The sequence below is a fragment of the Edaphobacter sp. genome, assembly GCF_035532915.1.
Classification (GTDB): Bacteria; Acidobacteriota; Terriglobia; order Terriglobales; family Acidobacteriaceae; genus Edaphobacter.
Genome location: NZ_DATKQC010000397.1, coordinates 1 through 20626, shown reverse-complemented (window position 1 = coordinate 20626; position 20626 = coordinate 1). Strand labels below are relative to the sequence as shown.

20 protein-coding genes, 1 tRNA gene and 1 pseudogene are annotated in these 20626 nt (G+C 59.6%); 16 read left to right on the top strand and 6 right to left on the bottom strand.

Going from position 1 to position 20626, the window contains the following annotated elements; genetic code table 11:
* From VMU57_RS18895 to VMU57_RS18850, 10 genes and pseudogenes are all read left to right on the top strand, one after another.
* Positions 1–591: pseudogene (locus tag VMU57_RS18895) on the top strand (glutamyl-tRNA reductase); the annotation flags it as partial.
* Positions 592–881: 290 nt separating this feature from the next.
* On the top strand, positions 882–2003 hold the full coding sequence (locus tag VMU57_RS18890) for a FecR domain-containing protein (protein ID WP_325386272.1): 1122 nt from the start codon (positions 882–884) through the stop codon (positions 2001–2003).
* Positions 2004–2275: 272 nt separating this feature from the next.
* Positions 2276–3244 (top strand): hydroxymethylbilane synthase, encoded by a 969-nt coding sequence (gene hemC / locus VMU57_RS18885; RefSeq protein ID WP_325386270.1) that lies wholly within the window; start codon positions 2276–2278, stop codon positions 3242–3244.
* 197 nt (positions 3245–3441) lie between these two features.
* Positions 3442–4449, top strand: a complete 1008-nt coding sequence (locus VMU57_RS18880; protein ID WP_325386268.1) for an NAD(P)-dependent alcohol dehydrogenase — start codon at positions 3442–3444, stop codon at positions 4447–4449.
* Positions 4450–4514: 65 nt separating this feature from the next.
* Positions 4515–5165: a trimeric intracellular cation channel family protein gene (locus tag VMU57_RS18875; RefSeq protein WP_325386266.1), complete on the top strand. Its 651-nt coding sequence runs from the start codon at positions 4515–4517 to the stop codon at positions 5163–5165.
* A 46-nt stretch (positions 5166–5211) separates the two neighbouring features.
* Positions 5212–6513 (top strand): ABC transporter permease, encoded by a 1302-nt coding sequence (locus VMU57_RS18870; RefSeq protein ID WP_325386264.1) that lies wholly within the window; start codon positions 5212–5214, stop codon positions 6511–6513.
* A complete protein-coding gene (locus tag VMU57_RS18865) occupies positions 6506–6976 on the top strand; it encodes a carboxymuconolactone decarboxylase family protein (protein ID WP_325386262.1) in 471 nt (156 codons plus the stop codon). Before VMU57_RS18870 ends, VMU57_RS18865 begins: the two co-directional genes overlap by 8 nt.
* On the top strand, positions 6977–7816 hold the full coding sequence (locus tag VMU57_RS18860; RefSeq protein ID WP_325386260.1) for an ABC transporter ATP-binding protein: 840 nt from the start codon (positions 6977–6979) through the stop codon (positions 7814–7816). It abuts the gene before it with no gap.
* Positions 7817–8061: 245 nt separating this feature from the next.
* Positions 8062–10536 (top strand): ATP-dependent Clp protease ATP-binding subunit, encoded by a 2475-nt coding sequence (locus VMU57_RS18855; protein ID WP_325386258.1) that lies wholly within the window; start codon positions 8062–8064, stop codon positions 10534–10536.
* A 74-nt stretch (positions 10537–10610) separates the two neighbouring features.
* Positions 10611–11069, top strand: coding sequence for a cupin domain-containing protein (locus tag VMU57_RS18850; RefSeq protein ID WP_325386256.1), 459 nt, complete (start codon positions 10611–10613; stop codon positions 11067–11069).
* Between the two features lie 8 nt (positions 11070–11077).
* Here the strand turns inward: VMU57_RS18850 and hpnE are convergent, their stop codons facing one another.
* Genes hpnE through VMU57_RS18830 form a run of 4 tightly spaced genes read right to left on the bottom strand, consistent with a single transcriptional unit; the run spans position 11078 to position 15448 of the window.
* Positions 11078–12556 carry a hydroxysqualene dehydroxylase HpnE gene (gene hpnE, locus VMU57_RS18845; protein WP_325386254.1) on the bottom strand — a complete coding sequence of 493 codons (1479 nt, stop codon included), beginning with the start codon at positions 12554–12556 and terminating at the stop codon, positions 11078–11080.
* A complete protein-coding gene (locus tag VMU57_RS18840) occupies positions 12553–13458 on the bottom strand; it encodes a phytoene/squalene synthase family protein (protein ID WP_325386252.1) in 906 nt (301 codons plus the stop codon). The genes hpnE and VMU57_RS18840 overlap by 4 nt, the downstream gene beginning before the upstream one ends.
* A complete protein-coding gene (gene hpnC, locus VMU57_RS18835; protein ID WP_325386250.1) occupies positions 13455–14396 on the bottom strand; it encodes a squalene synthase HpnC in 942 nt (313 codons plus the stop codon). The genes VMU57_RS18840 and hpnC overlap by 4 nt, the downstream gene beginning before the upstream one ends.
* Positions 14393–15448 carry a zinc-dependent alcohol dehydrogenase gene (locus tag VMU57_RS18830; protein ID WP_325386274.1) on the bottom strand — a complete coding sequence of 352 codons (1056 nt, stop codon included), beginning with the start codon at positions 15446–15448 and terminating at the stop codon, positions 14393–14395. The genes hpnC and VMU57_RS18830 overlap by 4 nt, the downstream gene beginning before the upstream one ends.
* A 134-nt stretch (positions 15449–15582) precedes the next feature.
* Between VMU57_RS18830 and VMU57_RS18825 the strand changes: the two genes are divergently transcribed.
* Complete coding sequence (locus tag VMU57_RS18825) at positions 15583–16362, top strand: ABC transporter permease (RefSeq protein ID WP_325386248.1); 780 nt, start codon at positions 15583–15585, stop codon at positions 16360–16362.
* Positions 16363–16370: 8 nt separating this feature from the next.
* The gene (locus VMU57_RS18820) at positions 16371–17216 is read left to right on the top strand and encodes an ABC transporter ATP-binding protein (RefSeq protein ID WP_325386246.1); all 846 of its coding nucleotides are present in this window, start codon (positions 16371–16373) and stop codon (positions 17214–17216) included.
* 4 nt (positions 17217–17220) lie between these two features.
* On the opposite strand, the gene VMU57_RS18815 is transcribed toward VMU57_RS18820, so the two are convergent.
* Together VMU57_RS18815 and VMU57_RS18810 are read right to left on the bottom strand one after the other, a co-directional pair.
* Positions 17221–17859 (bottom strand): flavin reductase family protein, encoded by a 639-nt coding sequence (locus tag VMU57_RS18815; RefSeq protein WP_325386244.1) that lies wholly within the window; start codon positions 17857–17859, stop codon positions 17221–17223.
* A gap of 97 nt (positions 17860–17956) precedes the next feature.
* Positions 17957–18358, bottom strand: coding sequence for a septum formation initiator family protein (locus VMU57_RS18810; protein WP_325386242.1), 402 nt, complete (start codon positions 18356–18358; stop codon positions 17957–17959).
* Between the two features lie 217 nt (positions 18359–18575).
* Between VMU57_RS18810 and VMU57_RS18805 the strand changes: the two genes are divergently transcribed.
* The 4 genes from VMU57_RS18805 to VMU57_RS18790 all read left to right on the top strand — a co-directional run bounded on the left by VMU57_RS18805 (position 18576) and on the right by VMU57_RS18790 (position 20626).
* Entirely contained in the window at positions 18576–18842 is a 267-nt protein-coding gene (locus VMU57_RS18805) for a hypothetical protein (RefSeq protein WP_325386240.1), read from the top strand.
* 38 nt (positions 18843–18880) lie between these two features.
* A complete protein-coding gene (locus VMU57_RS18800) occupies positions 18881–19480 on the top strand; it encodes a biotin transporter BioY (RefSeq protein WP_325386238.1) in 600 nt (199 codons plus the stop codon).
* An 89-nt stretch (positions 19481–19569) separates the two neighbouring features.
* Positions 19570–20424 (top strand): MqnA/MqnD/SBP family protein, encoded by an 855-nt coding sequence (locus VMU57_RS18795; RefSeq protein ID WP_325386236.1) that lies wholly within the window; start codon positions 19570–19572, stop codon positions 20422–20424.
* A 126-nt stretch (positions 20425–20550) separates the two neighbouring features.
* Positions 20551–20626 (top strand) — tRNA-Lys (locus tag VMU57_RS18790).

The window sequence follows — 20626 nt, the reverse complement described above, 5'->3', positions numbered from 1 at the left end:
CAGCTCTACGAGCAGGCCGACCGCGCCGACATCGTCATCACCTCCACCGGCGCGCCGCAAAAAATCTTCAGCCGCTCGCACGGCCAGCAATTCCTGCACCGCCGCCGCAACCGCCCCATGTTCTTCATCGACATCGCTGTCCCCCGCGACGTCGATCCCGGCATGAACGAGGTGGAAGGCTGCTTCGTCTACGACATCGACGATCTGCAGCAAGTAGCGCAGGCCAACCTCGCCGACCGCAGCCGCGAGGCCGAGGCCGCCGAAGCCATCGTCACTCGCGAGGTCGACAAGTACCTCCAGCGTCTGCAAACCCTCAACGCCGTTCCCGCCATCCAGTCGTTGCAGCAGTACGCCGAAGCCATCCGGCAGGCCGAACTTCGCCGCTCGCAATCCAAACTCGCCGGCCTCACTCCCGAGCAGCGCGAGGCGGTCGATGTGCTGACCCGCTCCCTCACGGCAAAGTTCCTGCACCACCCCCTGACCGGCATTCGTCAGGCGGCGCAACAAGGCGATTCCCAAACACTCGCCGACATCCAACGTCTCTACACCGGCCAGTCCGACCCAAAATCAGACTCCACCAACGAAGACTAAGAGAATCTGACGAGCCCGTATTTGCATTTTCTTCTAGGCTTCCAGGTACGCCAAGGCTTCAGCCTTGGCCCTCTAAATCAGCAAATAAAAAAGGGGCTTTAGCCCCCGGGGGATGCTCTCCTTCCGTTGCGGAGGCGGCCAATATATCTGCAAGGGCGATATAGCAACCCTCATCTACAAAAATAGTTGCGTTCGATTAGCGCTCTATCTATAGGCATTTCAATAACTTTACGCTCTCAACTCTATGACCTTTCACACCTCGCCGCATCTAAATCTATAGAGGTTTTACGATGCCCAGGTTGAAAGCACTTCTCATTCTCTCCCTGGCGACTCTGGCCGCTCCCGCCTTCGGGCAGAACGCGAACCCAGCCAGCCCAGGCACTCTTAATTACGTAGAAGGACAAGCCTCGATAGAAGGCCGCCCACTCTCGCACCGTTCCGTAGGCCGCACCGAGATGCAGGCCGGACAAGTCATTGCCACGGCCAACGGCAAAGCAGAGATCCTGCTCACTCCCGGCATCTTTCTACGCCTCGGGGACAACAGCACGGTACAGATGGTCTCGCCCAACTTGACCCACACCGAGGTGCGACTCGAACGCGGCGATGCCAGCGTCGAGGTCGACCAGATCTACAAAGAAAGCACCGTCCTCATCGACACCCCCAACGGCCAGACCCAATTGCTCAAGCACGGCCTCTATGGCTTCGACGCCAACAACTCGACCGTCCGCGTCTTCGACGGCAAGGCAGCGGTCTATCCCGGACAGAACCTGCAGAGCAACATCAAGCCCATCGAGGTCAAAGGCGGGCGTCAACTGGTTCTGAATGGCGAAATGGTCAAGCCGCAGCGTTTCAACAAAGGCCAGGCCAAGAACGACGACCTCTATCAATGGAGCAGCCTCCGCTCGGCCTACCTCGGTGACGCCAACATCGATCTCGCCTCCGAGTACGCCGGATATGGCGGATTCACTCCCGGCTGGTATTGGGCCGGCGGCCCCTTCGGCTATACCTGGCTCCCCGGGAATGGACTCTTCTGGAACCCCTTCGGCTACGGCTTCTACTCCCCGCTTTATCTCTATGGCGGAGGTGCCATCTACGGAGGCTATGGCTACGGAGGCTATGGCTATGGCGGCTATGGCGGCTACGGCTACGGCGGATACGGATACAACGGCGGCGGTTACGGCACCCGCAGAAGCTTTGGCAACCAGGGCCAGCAACATGGATACCTCGGTGGTCACCCGGGCCCCGTCCACGCTCCTGGCAGCTTTCACGGTGGAGCCCCTGGCGGCTTCCGTGGCGGCGGTGGTTTCCATGGCGGCGGTGGAGGCGGCGGAGGCGGAGGCTTCCACGGCGGTGGAGGCGGTGGTGGCGGAGGCTCCCATGGTGGTGGCGGCGGCGGCGGCGGGCACCGCTAATTAAGCAACTCAACCTGCCGGCTGGAAGTCCCTCAGCCGGCAGCTTTTTGTTCCAATTCCATGTAAATCCGGATGTCAAAACTTGACAAACATCTCTCTCCCATCGCGACCTCTCACGCCTCGCGGCGTTGGACCTCACTCCTCAAGTCCGGACCTAGTCTCTTTGTTTTGAAGACTTTAGGACTTAAGTACAGGGGGGGTACCCCCGTCATAGCCCGGAAAAACGCTGAAATGAGCCAAAGAGCGATCCCTCGCCTACAATCAGAAAACGTATGAGCAGCGAATTCAATCATCCAAAGAACCCGATCCGAATCGGTTCAAGAGGCTCCCAGCTTGCGCTGTGGCAGGCCAATCACATTCTTTACGCCCTCCGCGATGCTGGTTATCACGTCGAGCTCGAAGTGATTCGCACCACTGGCGATCGCATGCAGCAACCAGGCTTTGTCGCGCCCCCGAACCTCGACGGCAAAGGCATCTTCATCAAGGAGATTGAGGAAGCGCTCGAAGAAGGCCACATCGACCTCGCCGTCCACAGCCTCAAGGACCTGCCAACGCAGCTCGCGCCGCAGTTCACCCTCGCTGCCATTCCCAAGCGCGCCGATGCTCGCGACGTCTGGGTCTGCGAGCCTTACTGGTCGCTCAATACGCTTCCGATGGGAGGACGAATCGGCACTACGAGTCCTCGCCGTCGCGCCCAGCTGCTGGCGCTGCGCCCCGATGTAGAGTTCGTCGACATTCGCGGCAACATCGACACCCGCCTCAAGAAGCTCGCCGCCGGACAATGCGATGCGCTGGTTCTCGCCGCCGCAGGTCTCGACCGCCTCAAGCGCGCCGAATGGGTCCATCACCGCTTCTCGCCGGAAGAGCTTTGTCCCGCGCCCGGACAAGGCGCACTGGCCATCGAAACTCGCAGCTCCGAGCACGTCATCGACGAGGGGCGCGACGCATACATTCGTCAGGCTGTTGCCTTCTTCAATCATCCCGAGACACGGTTCTGCGTCGAAGCCGAACGCGTCGCCCTCGACGCTCTCGGAGGAGGCTGCTCGATTCCCATCGGCGTTCACTGCCTCCCCGAGTTTGAGAAGTGGCGCATGTTCGCCCAGGTGCTGGCTCCCGACGGCGAAGCCATGATCCAGATCGACACCGAGACCCCGCTCGACACGACGCCAGAGTGCTTCGGCCAATGGGTCGCGGCTGACCTGAAATCCAAGGGCGCTCTTGAGCTGCTGGGTGCGATGTAAGACGGCCGATCAGCATAACCTCCTCGTCAAGATTCTTCGCTGACCTTACAAAGGTCGACTCTCGCTTATATTGCAAGATCTTGCAGCCTCGATGGCCGAGCCGCTCAATTTGCTACATCGTTTTGCTTACGGCGATGTTGTAGCATCGAACAGCAGGTGCGGACGAGTACATCAGGCACCTAAAGGAAAGATTCCAAATGAGTGAGATCCATGGTTTGGCTGTGCACGCGGCGGGTGCGCATTTGCTGCCCTATAAATACGATCCCGGCGAGTTGCAGGCGAATGAAGTCGAAATAAAGATCTCGCATTGTGGAGTGTGCCACAGCGACGTTCACCTGATCGACAACGATTGGGGCTTCAGCAAATTCCCATTTATACCCGGTCACGAGATCGTGGGCAGCGTTGTGGCGGTAGGCAGCGGAGTGGTGGACCGAAAGATTGGAGACCGGGTCGGCGTAGGCTGGCAGGCCGACAGCTGCGGTGTGTGCGAGTGGTGCCGCCAGGGCGACGAACACCTCTGCGCGAAGTCGCAGCCGACCTGCGTGGGACGAAATGGCGGCTACGCGGACAGAATTCGCGTCAACTCGCGCTTTGCGATTCCGGTGCCCGAGGTACTTGAGAGCGAAAATGTGGCTCCGCTGCTTTGCGCCGGAATTACCGTCTACAGCCCGCTGCGAAATCATGGAGTCCGTCCGTCGTCGCGTGTAGGCGTGATCGGGATTGGTGGACTGGGACATCTCGGGATTCAGTTTGCCAAGGCGTTTGGCGCGGAGGTGACGGCGTTTTCGACCTCGAAGGACAAGGAGGCGGAGGCGCGCAGGTTGGGTGCGCATCACTTTTTGAATACGCAGGACACGGGAGCGCTGAAGAAGGTCGCAGGCTCGTTTGATTTTCTGCTGTCGACGGTGAGCGCCGACCAGGACTGGCAGGGATATGTGAATGCTCTTCGGCCCAAGGGGATGCTTTGCGTGGTGGGCGTTCCTCCCTCGCCGATGCAGATTCAGGCCTTTTCATTGCTGGGTGCGCAGAGAGCAATTTCAGGAAGCCCCTCAGGCAGTCCGCGCGATCTTCACGAGATGCTGGACGTGGCGGCACGGCATGGCGTGAAGGCCATTACCGAACGCTTTGCCATGAGCAAGGCGAACGATGCCGTAGCCAAGGTAAAAAAGAATCAAGTGAGATACAGGGCGGTTCTGGCCAACTAGGGTCGCCATTGTGAGATGAGAGAAAGGCGGGAGCTTCGGCTTTCGCCTTTCTCTTTGGAGAATCGATGACAGAAGCGAAGCGCAGGTTCGCAAGATATAACCCCGATTTTTTACTGCTGGTCGTAGACCTTCTGGGAACCTATGTGTTTGCCGTGGAAGGGGCCATGACCGCGATCCGGGCAAACCTCGATCTGTTGGGGTTGCTGGTTCTGTCGTTCGCAACGGCGCTGGGCGGAGGAATTATCCGAGACATGCTGATCGGCGCGGTCCCTCCCAACAGTATCCGCGACTGGCGCTATGGCGCGACCGCGCTTGCCGGAGGCGGCACGGTCTTCTTTTTCTATCAATTCTTTCAAAGCGTTCCGCAGCCTTTAATGATTACCCTCGATGCTGCCGGATTGGCGCTGTTTGCCGTGGCTGGAGCGGAAAAGGCGCTGGAGTTTGGCATCAATCCCCTGATTGCGGTGTTGATGGGAGGCCTGACCGGCGTGGGCGGCGGCACGATTCGCGATGTTCTGCTCGCGCAGGTTCCCGCGGTGCTGCGGACGGACGTATATGCGGCGGCAGCGTTGGCCGGTGCGATTGTCGTGGTGGTGGGTATAAGGATGAAGGTGCCTCGTGGTTTAGCCATGACACTGGGCGCTGCAGCGTGCTTTGTATTGCGCATGGTGGCGGTGTGGCAGCACTGGAACCTGCCGCGGGTGATCGCGCACTAGAGATTGCCTGAATGCAGGACGGCGACGGATAGTAAGCTGAGGTTCAATGCGATTTGAATTTTTTATTGCGGCGAGGTATCTGCGGGCCAAGCGGCGGCAGGCTGTGGTGGGTGTGATTACTGCAATCTCGGTCATCGGCGTCGCGGCTGGAGTAGCCTCGCTGATTATTGCGCTGGCAATTACGAACGGGATGCAACAGGATTTGCAGGCGCGGCTGGTGGGCTCGACCTCGCATGTGGACCTGATGCGGATCAAGGCCGACGGCATTCGCGATTGGAGGCCTCTGCTGGAGAAGTTGCGGAAGCTTCCGCATGTGACGGCTGCTGCTCCGGGGCTGTATGGGCAGGTCCTGATCTCTCGCGGGGTGCGGAGTGGCGGCGCTTTGATTAAGGGAGTGATTCCTGCCGACGAGCGCAAGGTTGGCGATTTGCTGCAGTCTGTCGTTGCGGGATCGGCTGCGGGATTAGAGCCGGTTGACGCCGCTGACACTGCGGAAACCCACGTCCCAGAATCGGGACGTGGGGCACCCAGTTCTGAGGCCATGCAGGCGGCACAACCTGTCCCTCCGATTGTGATTGGGAAAGATCTGGCAGAGACCCTCGGCGCAGGCGTGGGCGATACGGTGCAGGTGATTAGTCCACAGGGTGAACTGTCTCCACTGGGGCTGGTGCCCCGCTATCGCGCCTTTTATGTAGCGGGGATATTTAAGTCGGGCTTTTATCAGTACGATTCCACCTATACGTTTGTACGGTTGGCCGATGCACAGAAACTCTTCAGCGAGCCGGATCTGATCTCGGTGATCAGCTTCAAGGTGGATGATCTTTATCACGCGGACAGGATTGGCAAGGACATTGAGCGCGCTGCAGGGCCGGGATTTGAGACAACGAACTGGATGGAGCAGAACCGCGAACTCTTCCGCGCGTTGAAGCTGGAACAGTATGTAACGTTCATCGTGCTGGCGCTGATCGTGTGCGTGGCCGCGCTGAACATTCTGATTGCGCTGACCATGATGGTGATGGAGAAGACCAAGGACATTGCCGTGTTGATGAGCTTCGGTGTGCGAGCAGAGCAGGTGCGGCGAATCTTTTTGTTGCAGGGATTGTTGATTTCAGTCATCGGCACGGTGATTGGGCTGGTGTTGGGATATGGCTTGAGTTGGCTGGGTGGCCATTACCACCTACCTCTCGATGCGTCTGTGTACTCGATCGACTATCTGCCGTTCGCTCCTCGGATTTGGGATGCTGTGGTTGTGGGCTCGGTATCGTTGGGAGTGAGTTTGATTGCTACGCTGTATCCGAGCAGGTCGGCGGCGAGAGTCCTGCCGGCGGAGGCTTTGCGCTATGAGTGAACCACGGTTGAAGTATGGCCAGTTGGCGCCAGATGGCATGGCGAAGATGCACGAACTAGAACATTATCTGAATACTGGAACGAGGCTGGAGGCTTCGCTGCTTGGACTGGTGAGGCTGCGGGCTTCGCTGATGAACGGCTGCGAGTATTGCGTCCACGTCCATACTGCTGAACTTCGGAAGTTGAATGAGACGGCAGAGCGGATTGCCACAGTTGCGGACTGGAGAGCTTCCGAGTTTTACACGCAGCGGGAACGGGCGGCGTTGGCGTGGGCCGAGGCAGTGACGGATATTCAGGAGGGCCATGCTCCCAATGCGGTGTATGACGAGGTCCGCGCGCACTTCAGCGACGTGGAGACGGTGAATCTTACGCTGGCCATTACGACGATCAATGCTTGGAACCGGATTGCGATTTCGCTGGGAGCGTATCCCGGCCATGCCGGTACAGAGACGGTGGAGAGATAAGTGGCTGAGCGCGAGGATGGAATGCAGGGACCTCTTCACTCCGGCGGCAAGAACGGCGCCTCCGGGCGAGATGACATTTTTGGGGATGGCTCGGATAAAAGGCTGGAGCCTTTGCCGGGATCGGTGGAGCGAACGGTCGTACTGCGAGCCGACGGGCTGACGAAGACGTATGCCGCGGTTCCCGGAGCGGCCGGGCGAGGGGAGTTGGAGCTCTTTCGCGGGCTGGATCTGGTGGTTCATGCCGGAGAGATGGTTGCCATCGTTGGGGAAAGCGGCGCGGGTAAGAGTTCCCTGCTGCATTTGCTGGCTGCGCTGGACAGGCCGTCGGCTGGAGAGGTCTGGTGCGGGGAGAGTCGCTTGAGCGCATTTTCGGCGGCGCAGGCGGCAGACTTCAGGAACAGGGACGTGGGGTACGTGTGGCAGTTCCATTATCTGCTGCCGGAGTTTACGGCGCTCGAAAATGTAGCTATGCCGTTGCTGGCTCGGGGAATGGGACGTTCGTCTGCCCTGGAGCGGGCGCGGACCTGGCTGGGCGAGGTTGGGCTGGCGGAACGAGCCGAGCATCGCAGCGGCGAGCTGAGCGGAGGAGAGCAGCAGAGGGTATCGCTGGCGCGGGCGCTGGTGACGGAGCCGAAGATCCTTCTGGCAGATGAGCCAACCGGGGACCTCGACGGAAAGACGGCGGAGGCGGTCTTTGGGTTGATCCAAGGGCTACATACGGCTCACGGCCTGACCAGCGTGATTGTGACGCATAGTCTTGAATTTGCAGGGCGTTGCGGGCGGATGCTGCGGCTGCGGGAAGGCCGATTGGAAGAAGCTGAATCCAGGTCGGCGGGGTGATGCACCGGGTTTGGTGCCTTTTTTGCACAGCACTCATCTAATAGACAGTGCTAGGGTATTGCATAACTTTTGAGGTATTTCCAGATGTGTTGCGCAGGCGACTACACTGATAGAAGTGGGATGGATGCTTCGCAGTTCGAAGTAGCCTGATTGTCTTTGCGGGCAGTCGCCGCAGAGATGGGTACGGTACCAACGGCGCTATGCGGCCTTCGGGCTGGGTGGTGGCCGGCGTTGAAGGGGAGAACATGTTCGAACGCTATACGGAGAAGGCGCGGAGGGTGATCTTCTTTGCTCGGTACGAGGCCAGCCAGTTCGGGTCGCCTTATATCGAGACAGAGCACCTGTTGCTGGGGTTGCTGCGGGAGGACAAGGCGTTGACGAACCGCTTTTTGCGGTCGCACGCATCGGTTGAATCCATACGCAAGCAGATTGAAGGACATACGACGATCCGGGAGAAGGTTTCGACCTCCGTCGATCTACCGCTTTCGAACGAGTGCAAGCGCGTCCTGGCCTATGCTGCGGAAGAAGCCGAGCGGCTTTCACACAAGCACATCGGGACCGAGCATCTTCTGTTGGGGTTGCTGCGCGAAGAGAAGTGCTTTGCGGCGGAGATTTTGACTGAGCGCGGCCTGAGGCTGCCGGCCATCCGTGAAGAGTTGCAGCGCACGACCCAGGAGAAGGTGCCCACCGCGCAAGGCGGCGGCAGCAAAGGACAGCGCGGCGAGCAGAGCATGTTGGCGGAGTTCTCCCGCGATCTTACGCAGTCGGCCATGGACCAGCAGCTTGATCCGCTGGTTGGGCGGGATGCCGAGGTCGATCGCGTCATCCAGATTCTGTGCCGCCGGACGAAGAACAATCCTGTGCTGATCGGCGAGCCGGGTGTTGGCAAAACTGCGATTGTCGAAGGGTTGGCCCAAAAGATCGCTGACGGCGAGGTGCCCAGCTTCCTTGCCGATAAACGGGTGCTGGCGCTCGATCTTTCGCTCATCGTAGCTGGAACCAAGTATCGCGGCCAGTTTGAAGAGCGTCTCAAGACCATCATGAAAGAGTTGATGGAAAACCAGAACTCCATCGTCTTCATCGACGAGCTGCATACACTGGTGGGCGCGGGTTCGGCTGAAGGTTCGCTCGATGCGGCGAATATCCTAAAGCCGGCATTAAGCCGCGGCGAGATTCAATGCATTGGCGCGACCACACCGGCGGAGTATCGCAAGTCGATTGAGAAGGATCGTTCGCTGGAGCGGCGTTTTCAGGCAGTGAAGGTGCCGCCACCGAACGAGGAAGATGCGATCAAGATCATCATGGGCATCAAGGACAAGTATGAGAAGTTTCATGCTGTCAGCTACACCGATGATGCGATCACCTTCTCCGTCTCGCACTCCAGCCGCTATATTCCTGACCGCTTCCTGCCCGATAAGGCGATTGACCTGATCGATGAGGCTGGCGCGCGGGTGAAGTTGCGGCAGACTTCGTTGCCGGAAGAGTTGACCGAGGTGCAGAAGCGCATCAAGTTCATCGTTCACCGGATGGAGAACGCCATCGCGAACCATGAGTTCGAGAAGGCGCGCTTCTATTCGGACGAAGAGCGCAAGGAGCGCGAGAACCTGCGCACGCTGCGCGACAAGTATCATCTTGACGATTCTTCGGCGGGCATCGTGACGCGTGAAGACATTGAAGATGTTGTCAGCCGCTGGACCGGCGTTCCGATTACCTCGCTGAAGGAAGAAGAGACGCAACGGCTGCTGCGCGTCGAAGAAGAGTTGCACAAGCGCGTGATCTCGCAGGACAAGGCAATCTCGGCGCTGGCGCGGGCGATTCGCCGTTCGCGTGCCGGTCTCAAGAATCCGGCGCGTCCGATTGGCAGCTTCCTGTTCCTTGGGCCAACCGGCGTCGGCAAGACCGAAATGGCGCGTACTCTGGCGCAGTTCCTCTTCGGAAGTGAGAAGGCGCTGATCCGGTTCGATATGTCGGAGTTCATGGAGAAGCATTCCGTGAGCAAGCTGATCGGTTCGCCTCCGGGATATGTCGGCTACGAAGAGGGCGGCCAGCTTACGGAACGCGTCAAGCGCAATCCGTATTGCGTGGTGCTGCTCGACGAGATCGAGAAGGCGCATCCCGATGTCTTCAACCTGCTGCTGCAGGTCTTTGAAGACGGGCAGTTGACCGATGGCCTCGGCAATACGGTTGACTACAAGAACTGCATCATCATCATGACTTCGAACATTGGAGCGAAGCATCTGCAGAAGCGGCAGGGGCTTGGCTTCCAGAGCGAGAAGGAAGACATGGTGCTCGACAAGATGGAAGAACTCGTACGCGGAGAGGTGAAGCGCACCTTCAATCCGGAGTTCCTGAACCGTCTCGATGAGATCATCATCTTTACCTCGCTGTCGGATGCTGACCTGATGCAGATTCTCGAACTGCTGGTGCAGCAGCTCAATGTGAACCTGGTGCATAAGGCGATCACGATCTCGGTGACGGACGAGGCGAAGAAGTGGATCATCGAGAAGACTGCCTCTGACCGTACCTATGGCGCTCGCCCGCTGCGTCGTGCGCTGCAGCGTTATGTCGAAGACCCTCTGTCGGAGACGCTTATTGGCGGCGGAATCGTGCAACGACCGGCGTTCCTCGAGGTCTACATGGAGAACAATGCGCTGTTCTACCGGCCCATTGCGGCGGATGGCGAAGAAAAGATGGCTGGCCTTGCACTGAGCGCTGTCTAGTTAAAGATGCAGATGCACGATACGCCCCGGCTTTTGCCGGGGCGTATCGTTTAAAGTGGAGGAAATTTCGTTCTATGGGTTCCAAGGGTTCGATGGATCGTCGTGAATTTGCAACTTTGCTGCCAGCCTTGCTGGCTTGTTCGGCGGTGATGCCGGAGTCAGCTTTGGCACAGAGCAATCTGCCTGTACTTCAGTCAGGCGTGTTTCCGCCGGAACCAGCGAAGACAGTCGGCATACAGGAGCGGGTGTCTCGCCACTACGTCACCGGAATGCTGAAGGCAGGCAATGTTCGGTTGGAGATGCATGAGACGACGCAGGCCGTTGGCGCTCCGCATGAGCCGATTGGAACGCATCTGCACAATGAACTTTGGCTGGTACGCGAGGGCACGGTGGAGTTGATGACCAATGGTGTGAGCCGCAGGATGGTGGCCGGTGACGTTGGGATCTGCGTCGCCGGGGATAAACACTTCATCAAGAATGTCGGAGATACGCCGGCGACTTACTTTGTGGTAACGGTGGGACCGCCGGAATAAGGCGTGTATTACTGGCGGCTCAACCAGCGCATGAGTCCCTGTGCGGGAAGTTCGGGAGCCATGAAGCGGCTGCTGTCGCCCATGAGAGCGCCAGCCGCCAGCCTTCCGCTGCGGACTGCGCCCTCCATGGTTGAGGGCCACTCCGTTGCCGTCCAATCACCTGCGAGGTAGAGGCCGGGCCATTGCGTGGCTTGCTTTGGCCGGAAGCTGTCGAGGCCGGGGGTGACGGAGAAGGTGGCCCGGGCCTCTTTGAGCACTCCGCTCTTGACCAGTTTTGCGGTCCTTGCCGCGCGAAAGAACAGCTCGAACTCTCTAATCGCGGAGGAGAGAATCTCTTCCCTGCCCATCTCCAGCTCGAGCCAGGACGCGCTGATGACCAGCTCAAGATAGCTGCCGCGCTCGGCGGGCCAGCGGCGGATGCGCGACTTGGCGAACATCCATTGGATACGCGTGTCGAGGAGGACAGCGTGGTCGATGCCGACAACGTCACGGTCATACCAGAGGTGGATGGTGGTGATGGGAGCGACGGTAAATTTGTCGAAATCGGTGTTCAGGGCTGCTTCTCCGTTTGTTGACGAATTAAGACCTGCGAGCAGATTCTTTGTCTGTCTGAAGTCGGTCGCGAGGATGACGGAGGATGCGGTGTAGACCTCGCTGCCAGCCTCAACCTGCCAGCGCTTGTCCGGTGTTTGCTTGATGCGGTCGATCCCGGACTTGAGCTTGACGGCAACGCCCTTGCGTTGCGCGAGTTCTGCGATAGGAGAGAAGAATTCGCTCAATGGGGCTGCGGGGATACCAAGCCGCCCGGCCGGGGCTGAGCGCAGGAAGGATTCGTAGAAGACCTTGCCGGCGTACTTCACCGAGCAGCGCTCAAAGGTGTCGTTGAGCGCGCCGACGACGACGGGTTCCCAGAAGTGGCGGATGGCACGGTCGGTCTGGCCAGTGCGCTTGAGCCATGAGGCGAAGCTCTCGGTGTCGTCGGCGGGATAGCCGCGCAGAAACCGGGCGAGGCCAGCAGCGATTGCGGCCTTGTCGCGCAACGTGAGCATCGGCGCGCGCAGGAAGCTGATGGCCTGATGCGCGGGCGCGGGAAGGCTGCCGGGGCGCAACAGGCTGCGGCGGCCTCCCGGTTCGAGGAAGGTCAGCTCGTCGTACCAGCGGATCGTGTCCGCCATGCCTGCCTGGTTGCAGAGGTCGAGGACGTTGGTGCAGCAGCCGACGACGACGTGCTGCGAGTCGATCGTCTCTTCGAGAGCGGGGTGATCATAGGAGTAGGCGCGACCACCGATGTAAGGGCGGCGTTCGAGCAGAGTGACCGACGCGCCCGCATCAGCGAGCGCAACGGCAGCAGATAGTCCGGCCACACCGGCGCCTGCGACGATAATGTCGCGAGCATTTGTTGCCTCAGGCGATCTTTGAGGCACGTCCGAAACCCATGTCCCAGAATCGGGACATGGGGCAACCGCACCCGGATTGGGACGGTTCATGAGGTCGCCCGGTTGAGCAGAGCCATTGCCATGCCCTGCGCGAGAGTCAGGAGCTTTGATGTCGTGGGGACGCTGGCGCGTTGAGAGAAGACATCGCTGTCGCGCTTTCCTATTCTGATGAGTAGCCCGCGATAGATGGTCACGAGTACCCACAATGCAGCGCGGCTGTCTTTATCGATCAATGGAAGCAACTTGTCTGCCGATTTGTAATAGGCTGCAGCCTTCGCTTCAAGCTGATGAAGCATGGCGCGGTCTGCGGATTCCATAGGCGCGCCATGGGCGAGGGCTTCCACCCGCTCGGTGCTACTGCCGAATTCGTGCAGCAGATTCTGTGGCAGGTAGACTCGTCCGCGCTCCGCATCTTCTTTTACGTCGCGAAGGATATTGGTCAACTGAAAGGCGACTCCAGTCTCTTCGGCGAGCTTTTCCGCGCGGGGATCGGTGTAGCCGAAGATGCGGATGCAGACCAGACCCACCACCGAGGCCACGAGATAGCAGTAGCGGTAGAGGTCCTCGAAGGTGGCGAAGGTCTGGATTGCTTCGGCTGCGACCGACTGGGGCTCAAGGTCCATCGTGGTTCCCTGCACCAACTCTTCGAGCAGAGCGTCGGGAATTGCGAACCGTTTTTGTGTGTCGTTGAGGGCGATGAAGACAGGATCGTCGGAGACTCCGCTGCGGCGAGCGGTGCGCCATGACTCAACCCAGACGCTCATGGCTTGCCTGCGCTGCTCAATGGGGAGCGATTCATCGTCGGAGATATCGTCGGCGCGGCGCATGAAGGCGTAGACGGCGCACATAGCGTCGCTCTTATGCTGCGGCAGCACGCGGAAGGCGTAGTAGAAGTTCTTGGCCTCTCGCCGCGCTATGGTGCGGCAGGCGGCATAGGCTTCGGCAAGGGTCACGTCGTAAGCCCCGCCCTTATCTTGGCGATTAATGCACCGGCCAGCAGGCCCAGCTTCGTTATCTTGGAGACGACCGGCCTGCCGCGCAGCACATCGAAGTTTTCGGCCGTGATGCCGTCGAGGATGGCGTCGCCGCCCTTGCGGAAGAGGTCGAGCGTGACCGCGAGCTCCTTGTCGACGTGGGAGCTGATGACGCCACCGTCGTGCAACATGGCGCGGGTTCCGGCTACGAGGCTCTCGATCATCGCGGCGAACTCCGGCGTGAAGACGCGGCCCTCAATCTGACCATCTTCCACGCCAAACTGCTCCATCGCCTGAGCGGGAATGTAGCGCCTGCCACGGTCGGCGTCTTCGGTAACATCCTGCCAGAAGTTTGCCAGTTGGAGCGCGGTGCAGACCTTGTCCGAGAGCAGCGCGAGCGACTCTTCCTGGTATCCGCAGACCCACAGCACCAGCCGCCCAACCGGATTGGCGGAGTAGCGGGAGTATTCCAGAAGCTCGTGCCATGTCTCGTACTCGGTCTTCACCTGGTCCATGCGGAAGGCGTGCAGAAGATCGGAGAATAGCTCGCGGGGCACGCCACACTCGCGCACGGTTTCATGCAGGGCCACAAAGACGGGATGCATGGATCGCTCGGGCGTCTCGTAGCACTCGTCGAGCATGGAGCCCCAGGCGTTGAGCAGGCGCATGGCGACCTCGGGGTCGTCGACCTCGTCGCCGAGATCGTCGGCTACCCGGCAGTAGGCGTAGATGCTCTCGAAGTGGGGCCTGACCTTGCGCGGCAGAAACCAGGTAGCGACGTGAAAATTCTCGTAGTGGGTCGTGGCAAGATGGCGGCACCAGGCCTGCGCCTCGGCGAGAGTTGGCCGCTCCATCGGCGTGAGGTACTCATGGGGTGCGCCCAGCAGCGCGTGTTCTGACAGCGTCATCTCGCTCATTTGGGCACCCCGGACGGAAAGACGGCAGTCTTGATCTCGCGCGTGCTTCCGCTGCGGTCCATCATGCGTGCGAAGACGGCGGGAACATCGGTAAGCCCGACGCGGCCGGTGATGTAGTCCGCACACTTGAAACGGCGGCTGGTGACCAACTCAAACGCGGTACGGCAGGTGGCCGGGGTGTGATGGAAGCTGGCCTTGAGGGTAATGTCGCCGTAGTGGAGGCGGTTGGTATCGAGTTGTACCTTGGTGCCGCTGGGCGGGCCACCGAAGAAGTTGACGACGCCGCCTTTGCGAACCATGTCGACGGCCCACTCCCAGGTAGCGGGGATGGCTACGGCTTCGATGACGATATCGGCACCGCGACCCTGCGGGGTGAGGGCGCGCGCGGCGGCTACGACATCGTCGACAGCCGAGATTTGCAGGACGCTGGAGGCCCCGAACAACTTTGCGGCAGCGACCTGGTCTTCGCGCTTGACGACGGCGATGACGTGGACACCGGAAACCTGGGCGACATGCATGAACATCAGGCCGATGGGGCCTGCGCCGATGACGATCATGGTGTCGCCGGCTTTGGCTCCGCTCTCTTCGAGGCCGCGAACGACACAGGCCAGAGGCTCAGTGAGCGCGGCGTGCTCGAAGGGAACATCGTCGGGGATGAGCAGTGTGTTCTTTTCGACGATGCGAGCGGGGACACGGATGAACTCAGCGTAGGCCCCGTTGTTGAACAAGAGGTCTTCGCAGAGATTTTGCTGGCCGTGGGTGCAGAAGAAGCAGACGTCGCAGGGAGCGGAGTTCAGGGCAACGACGCGGTCTCCCTTGCGGAACCTGGTCACACCGGGGCCAACCTCTTCGACGACGCCGGCCAGTTCGTGGCCAAAGCGGATGGGGGGCTTGAGCATACGGGCGTGATAGCCACGGCGGTAGACCTTGAGGTCTGTTCCGCAGGTCAATGCCGCCGCGACGCGGACGAGCAGCTCTCCGTCTGCCGGGCGCGGGATTGCCACCCTCTCCAATCGCAGGTCCTGCTTGCCGTACAACACCGCCGCTGTCATTTCAGCCATGATCGAATCTATTTTCTCATTTTTGAGGCCTATCCTGACATTGGTTCAGTAACTTCTTCAATCGTGCCAAGAAGATGCAATCTTCAAGACTGTCTCTGCATCTGATACATTGAGCCTGATAACCCATGCCCTTCGTCTCCCCAGAGGAATTCGCCAAAGAAAAGATCGCCGCCGTTCAGGACTACGCGCTGCTCTCGTGGCACGCCGTCTCGAACATCTTCTCGCGTCCGCGGTATTGGCCCGATATCTTCACCCAGATGGACTCGATTGGCTTCGGCTCCCTGCCGATCGTCATTTTGACCGGCTTTTTTACAGGGTGCGTGCTGGCGCTACAGTCCGCGACGTCGCTGCAGGCATTTGGCGCAATCAGCATGACCGGCAACCTGGTGGCGCTCTCGATGGTCAAGGAGCTTGGGCCGGTCCTTACTGGACTGATGATCTCGGGACGGAACGCCTCCGGAATGGCCTCGGAACTCGGCTCGATGAAGGTGACTGAGCAGATCGACGCCATGCGGGCCCTGGGAACCGATCCGATCCGGAAACTGGTGACGCCGCGGCTTTACGCTACCGTCTTCATGCTCTTTTTTCTCACGATCGTAGCTGACGCCGTTGGAATCGCGGGCGGAGCACTGGTCAGTGTGACGCTGCTGGGGTTGAACGCCTCCAGCTACTTCCATACGTCGTACCGCGCGTTGGCCTATGGCGACGTCGTGCAGGGGTTGACCAAGCCGCTCTTCTCAGGGTTCATCATTGCCACGGTCGGCTGCTACTTCGGGCTGAAGACCAAGGGCGGAACCCAGGGCGTTGGCCGCTCGACTACGCAGGCCGTCGTGGTGTCGTCGGTCTTCATCATCATCGTCGACTTTATCGTCAGCCGAGCCATGATCGGCATCTTTGGCCGGTGACCCAGACCATGCCCATAGACCTCGCCAACGCAGGGCTGTCATCGAACCGGGGCGACGCCGATCCGGCTGGGCCTGTGGTCGCCTATAAGGATGTTTCCATCAGCTTCGACGGAAAGCCGGTGCTCGAGAAGATCTCCTTTACCGTGCAGCGGGCTGAGACGCGCATTATTTTAGGGCCAGCCGGTTGCGGCAAATCTGTCCTGATGAAGCTCGCCAATGGACTACTCCGCCCCGATTCGGGAACGATCGAGGTGTTTGGGCAGGAGATCACGACGATGCCCGAGAAAAGCCTGTTCAAGCTGCGGGCACGCATCGGCATGGTCTTCCAGGAGTCAGCGCTGTTCGATTCGCTTTCGGTGGAGGACAACGTCGCCTATCGGCTCCATGAAGATGGTGTTCCTGAGGATGAGGCCCACAAACGCGTGGTAGAAGCGCTACAGTTTGTCGAACTGGAGCATGCCATCGCCAAGTTTCCGTCGGAGCTTTCGGGCGGAATGCGCCGCCGTGTCTCCATCGCACGCGCTATTATCTCCAGCCCGGACCTGATTCTCTATGACTCCCCCACAGGCGGCCTCGACCCGATCACATCGACCACCATCATCGAATTGGTGGTGAAGCAGCGCGATGTCTCGCACACGACCTCGCTGCTGATTACCCATCGGTTGCAAGATGCCTTCGTGCTGGCCCGAAATCGCTTCAACCCGGAGACGGGCAAGATGGAACTGATTCCCAATAATGGGATCGACGACAGTACCAAATTTCTGGTTCTGAACGAGGGAAAAGTGGTCTTCGACGGCACGACCGAAGCGCTCGTTCACAGCACCGACCCCTGGCTCAAGGAATATATCTCCTGAGCAGTCAGCGCTTTCCCTGTTTCCACTCTTCGTACGAGATGCGCGGCACGGTCAAGAAGGAATCCCGGGTTTTGACATACGATCCCAGGCCATTCATGCGCCCCACTGCGTGAAGCTCTTCGGCTCGGACGTAGGGGCCAGCGAGATCGACAAATTTGTCTTCGACGTACATAGCGACCACGCTGCCGAGAATAATGCGCGACCTGCCGATCTCCATGGTGGTGTACTCCCTGCACTCAAGAGCGGCGTGTGCCTGTTCGATGCGCGGCACTTTCACGACCTGAGAGGGAGCAGTGGTCAATCCCGCCATCTCCAACTCGTTGAACTCCGGGGGAAAGTCGGTGGCGCAGATATTCATCTGGTGAATGAGATCTTCGGTCACGACATTAACGACGAACTCGCCGGTGCGCCGGATGTTCTGCGCCGTATCTTTGGGGACGAAGCCGCCGGTCGGGCGGTCAGTCACCCCGATTCCGATAATTGGCGGGTCGATGCACAGGTAGTTGTATGCGCTGAAGGGAGCGGCGTTCAGGCTGCCCTGCTCGTTGATGCTCGTCACCCAGGCGATTGGCCGCGGGGCTACCAGACCGATCAACAGATTGTAGGTCTGCCGTGCGGTCGCGTCTTCCATGTTGATCTTCATTGCTTGCCCCCAATTATCCTCAGGCTACCGCATATAGCTACAGCACTGCGCGCACTCGCGCGTCGTCGGACGAGACAGTGTGACTCTTCGACAGGTTTTAAGGTTTCGCCGAATTGCCTTGATTCGCTGCGCCTTTTGAGACGGGATCGGGAGGAAGGGTGTAGATCACCTCGCCCGGACGGGTGTAGTGCAGTTCCTCGCGGGCCTGGTGTTCGATCGCATTAGGATCGTTCTCCAAACGGCCAACGTGGCTCTTCATCAAATCGTTCTCGTGCTGCAGGGTCTGCAATTGCCTGGTCAGCACCTGCGTCTCCTGACGCTTCTGCTGATAGACGGTCAGGCCGTTCTGGCCAAAGATGACGTGGAAGGCCATGGCAAGCGCAAGCACGGCAGCGGCGCCGGTAGCAATCTTTCGCCAACCGCCGTGAATCCGCTGGTACAGGCGGACGATGGTGCTCGACCGCTTTACCCCTGCGCCTGTTGTGCTGGAACCAGTCATATTTATCTACATCTCAGTACAAATTTGATAGAGGACTCCGTCAAGTGGAAAAGATCTGTACGAACTGAATGTACCAAGTTTGTACTGCCAACCGGCAATGGGAGCGAGCCACGACAGCGTTACTTTCGAATTTCGACGGCAAATCGGGAGAAGCATCGACCAGGCGCACGAACCGGGCGCAATCTTGGTATTCTGCTATTAGCTCTTCTCCTTATTCATGCGGATTCTCTTTGCCATCTCGATTCTTTCTTTTCTCGCCCTGATCTGGGCGGCGGTAGCAATTACCCGGCGCATTCGCGCCAGCCACAAACTCGAGAGTGCGTCGACGCCGGTGCAGCCCGAGTTCAGCCAATATCTCTTCGCCGCAGCAGAGGACGCGCACAGTTCCCTGCCCCATGCTCCGACACATTCGTCATCGCAGGACCTCTCGGCAACAAAAACAGGCCTGCTAACCAGAGGCCCCTCCACTCCTACGACAAGGTAACTTCAACCGAACGCGGCTGACGCGAAAGGACGCTAACCATGCAACCCATTACCTCTTCTCACTCTGGCCTGATCGAAGGCGCCAGGCCGCTGCATGAGACACTGCCGGGCCGCGTTGTTCTGGCGGTTGCCGCGACCCTGTTCGTGGCTGCCTGCGCGCATGTGTCGATTCCCCTCTTCTTCACGCCAGTCCCGATGACGCTGCAGACATTCGCCGTCATTCTGATCGGCATGGTGCTTGGCCCGGTTGCAGGCTTCTCGACGATGGTTCTTTATCTCGCCGAAGGCGCCGTGGGACTGCCCGTATTCAGCCCCGCTGGCGGCCCTGGGGGCATGGCGCATCTGCTTGGCCCCAACGCAGGCTTCCTGTTCGCCTACCCGCTGGCCGCTGCCGCTGCCGGATGGCTGGTGCGCTCCATGCCCCGCGTCGTGTCGCGCTTCAGCGGCGCGATCGTCGCCGGCATTGGATCGAGCGTCATCACCTTCGCACTTGGAGCGGGATGGCTGGCACATCTTCTGCACCTCGGCAGCACGGCCGTATGGAGCCTCGCTGTTGCCCCGTTCCTTGCAGGCGAGGCCATCAAAATTACCGCTGCCGCTGGAATCTTCAGCTCAATGCAGAAGTGGCGGCGTTCTTAGCCAGCAATTCTGAAACTTCTCGACGTTCTGCACTGGCACTGCCGGGCCGCGTCTCCTATTCCTCTCACTCTCCCAAGGATTATCGATTTATGACTACCGCGAACACCGCAATTCAAGAGATCAACATCGCCCACAGCCCGGACTCCGATGACGCCTTTATGTTCTACGGCCTGGCCACCAACAAGGTCCGCGTTCCGGGATATAAGTTCAACCACACGCTCACCGACATTGAAACTCTGAATCACCGCGCCATCAACGAAGCCTTCTATGACGTCACCGCCATCTCGTTTCACGCCTACCCCTACCTGCAGGAGAAGTACACCCTGATGGCATGCGGCGGCAGCGTCGGCGAAGGCTATGGGCCGATGATCGTCTCTCAGCGCAAGCTCACGCTCGACGAGGTAAAGAAGACGCGCATCGCGGTTCCCGGAACCCTCACCACAGCGTACCTAGCGCTGAAGCTCTTCGCGCCGGAGATCGAAACTGCGGTCGTTCCGTTCGACAAGATCATTCCGGCCGTGGTCTCGGGCGAATTTGACGCCGGGCTCATCATCCACGAAGGACAGTTGACCTATGCCAACGACGGGCTGGTGAAGCTGCTCGATCTGGGCCAGTGGTGGCGCGACGAGACCGGGCTTCCCCTCCCACTCGGAGGCAACGCTATCCGCCGCTCGTTCAGCCAGGAGACGCTGTTGACCACAACGAACGCCCTGCGCGACAGCATCCAGCACGCTCTCGATCACCGCGAAGAGGCACTTGAATACGCTATGCAATTCGCCCGCGATCTGGACCCGGCGCTGGCTAACCGCTTTGTCGGCATGTATGTCAACGAGCGCACGCTGAACTATGGCGAGGATGGCAAAGTCGCGATCCGCAAGCTGTTGGACATGGGCTATGACCGCGGCATTATTCCAATTCGCGCGAACGTAGATTTTGTTGGCTAACGAACAGCTTGCGGAGTGAAAACACTCCGCAAGCTGTGGTATCTTAACTAAGTCGATTGATTGCGGCTGACTGGTTTCAGGGTGTGCCCTTCAATCACTTTCCCCTCATGCACTTGAGGTCAATATGGACGCGTAGCTCAGCTGGTAGAGCATTCGACTCTTAATCGACTGGTCGCAGGTTCGATCCCTGCCGCGTCCACCA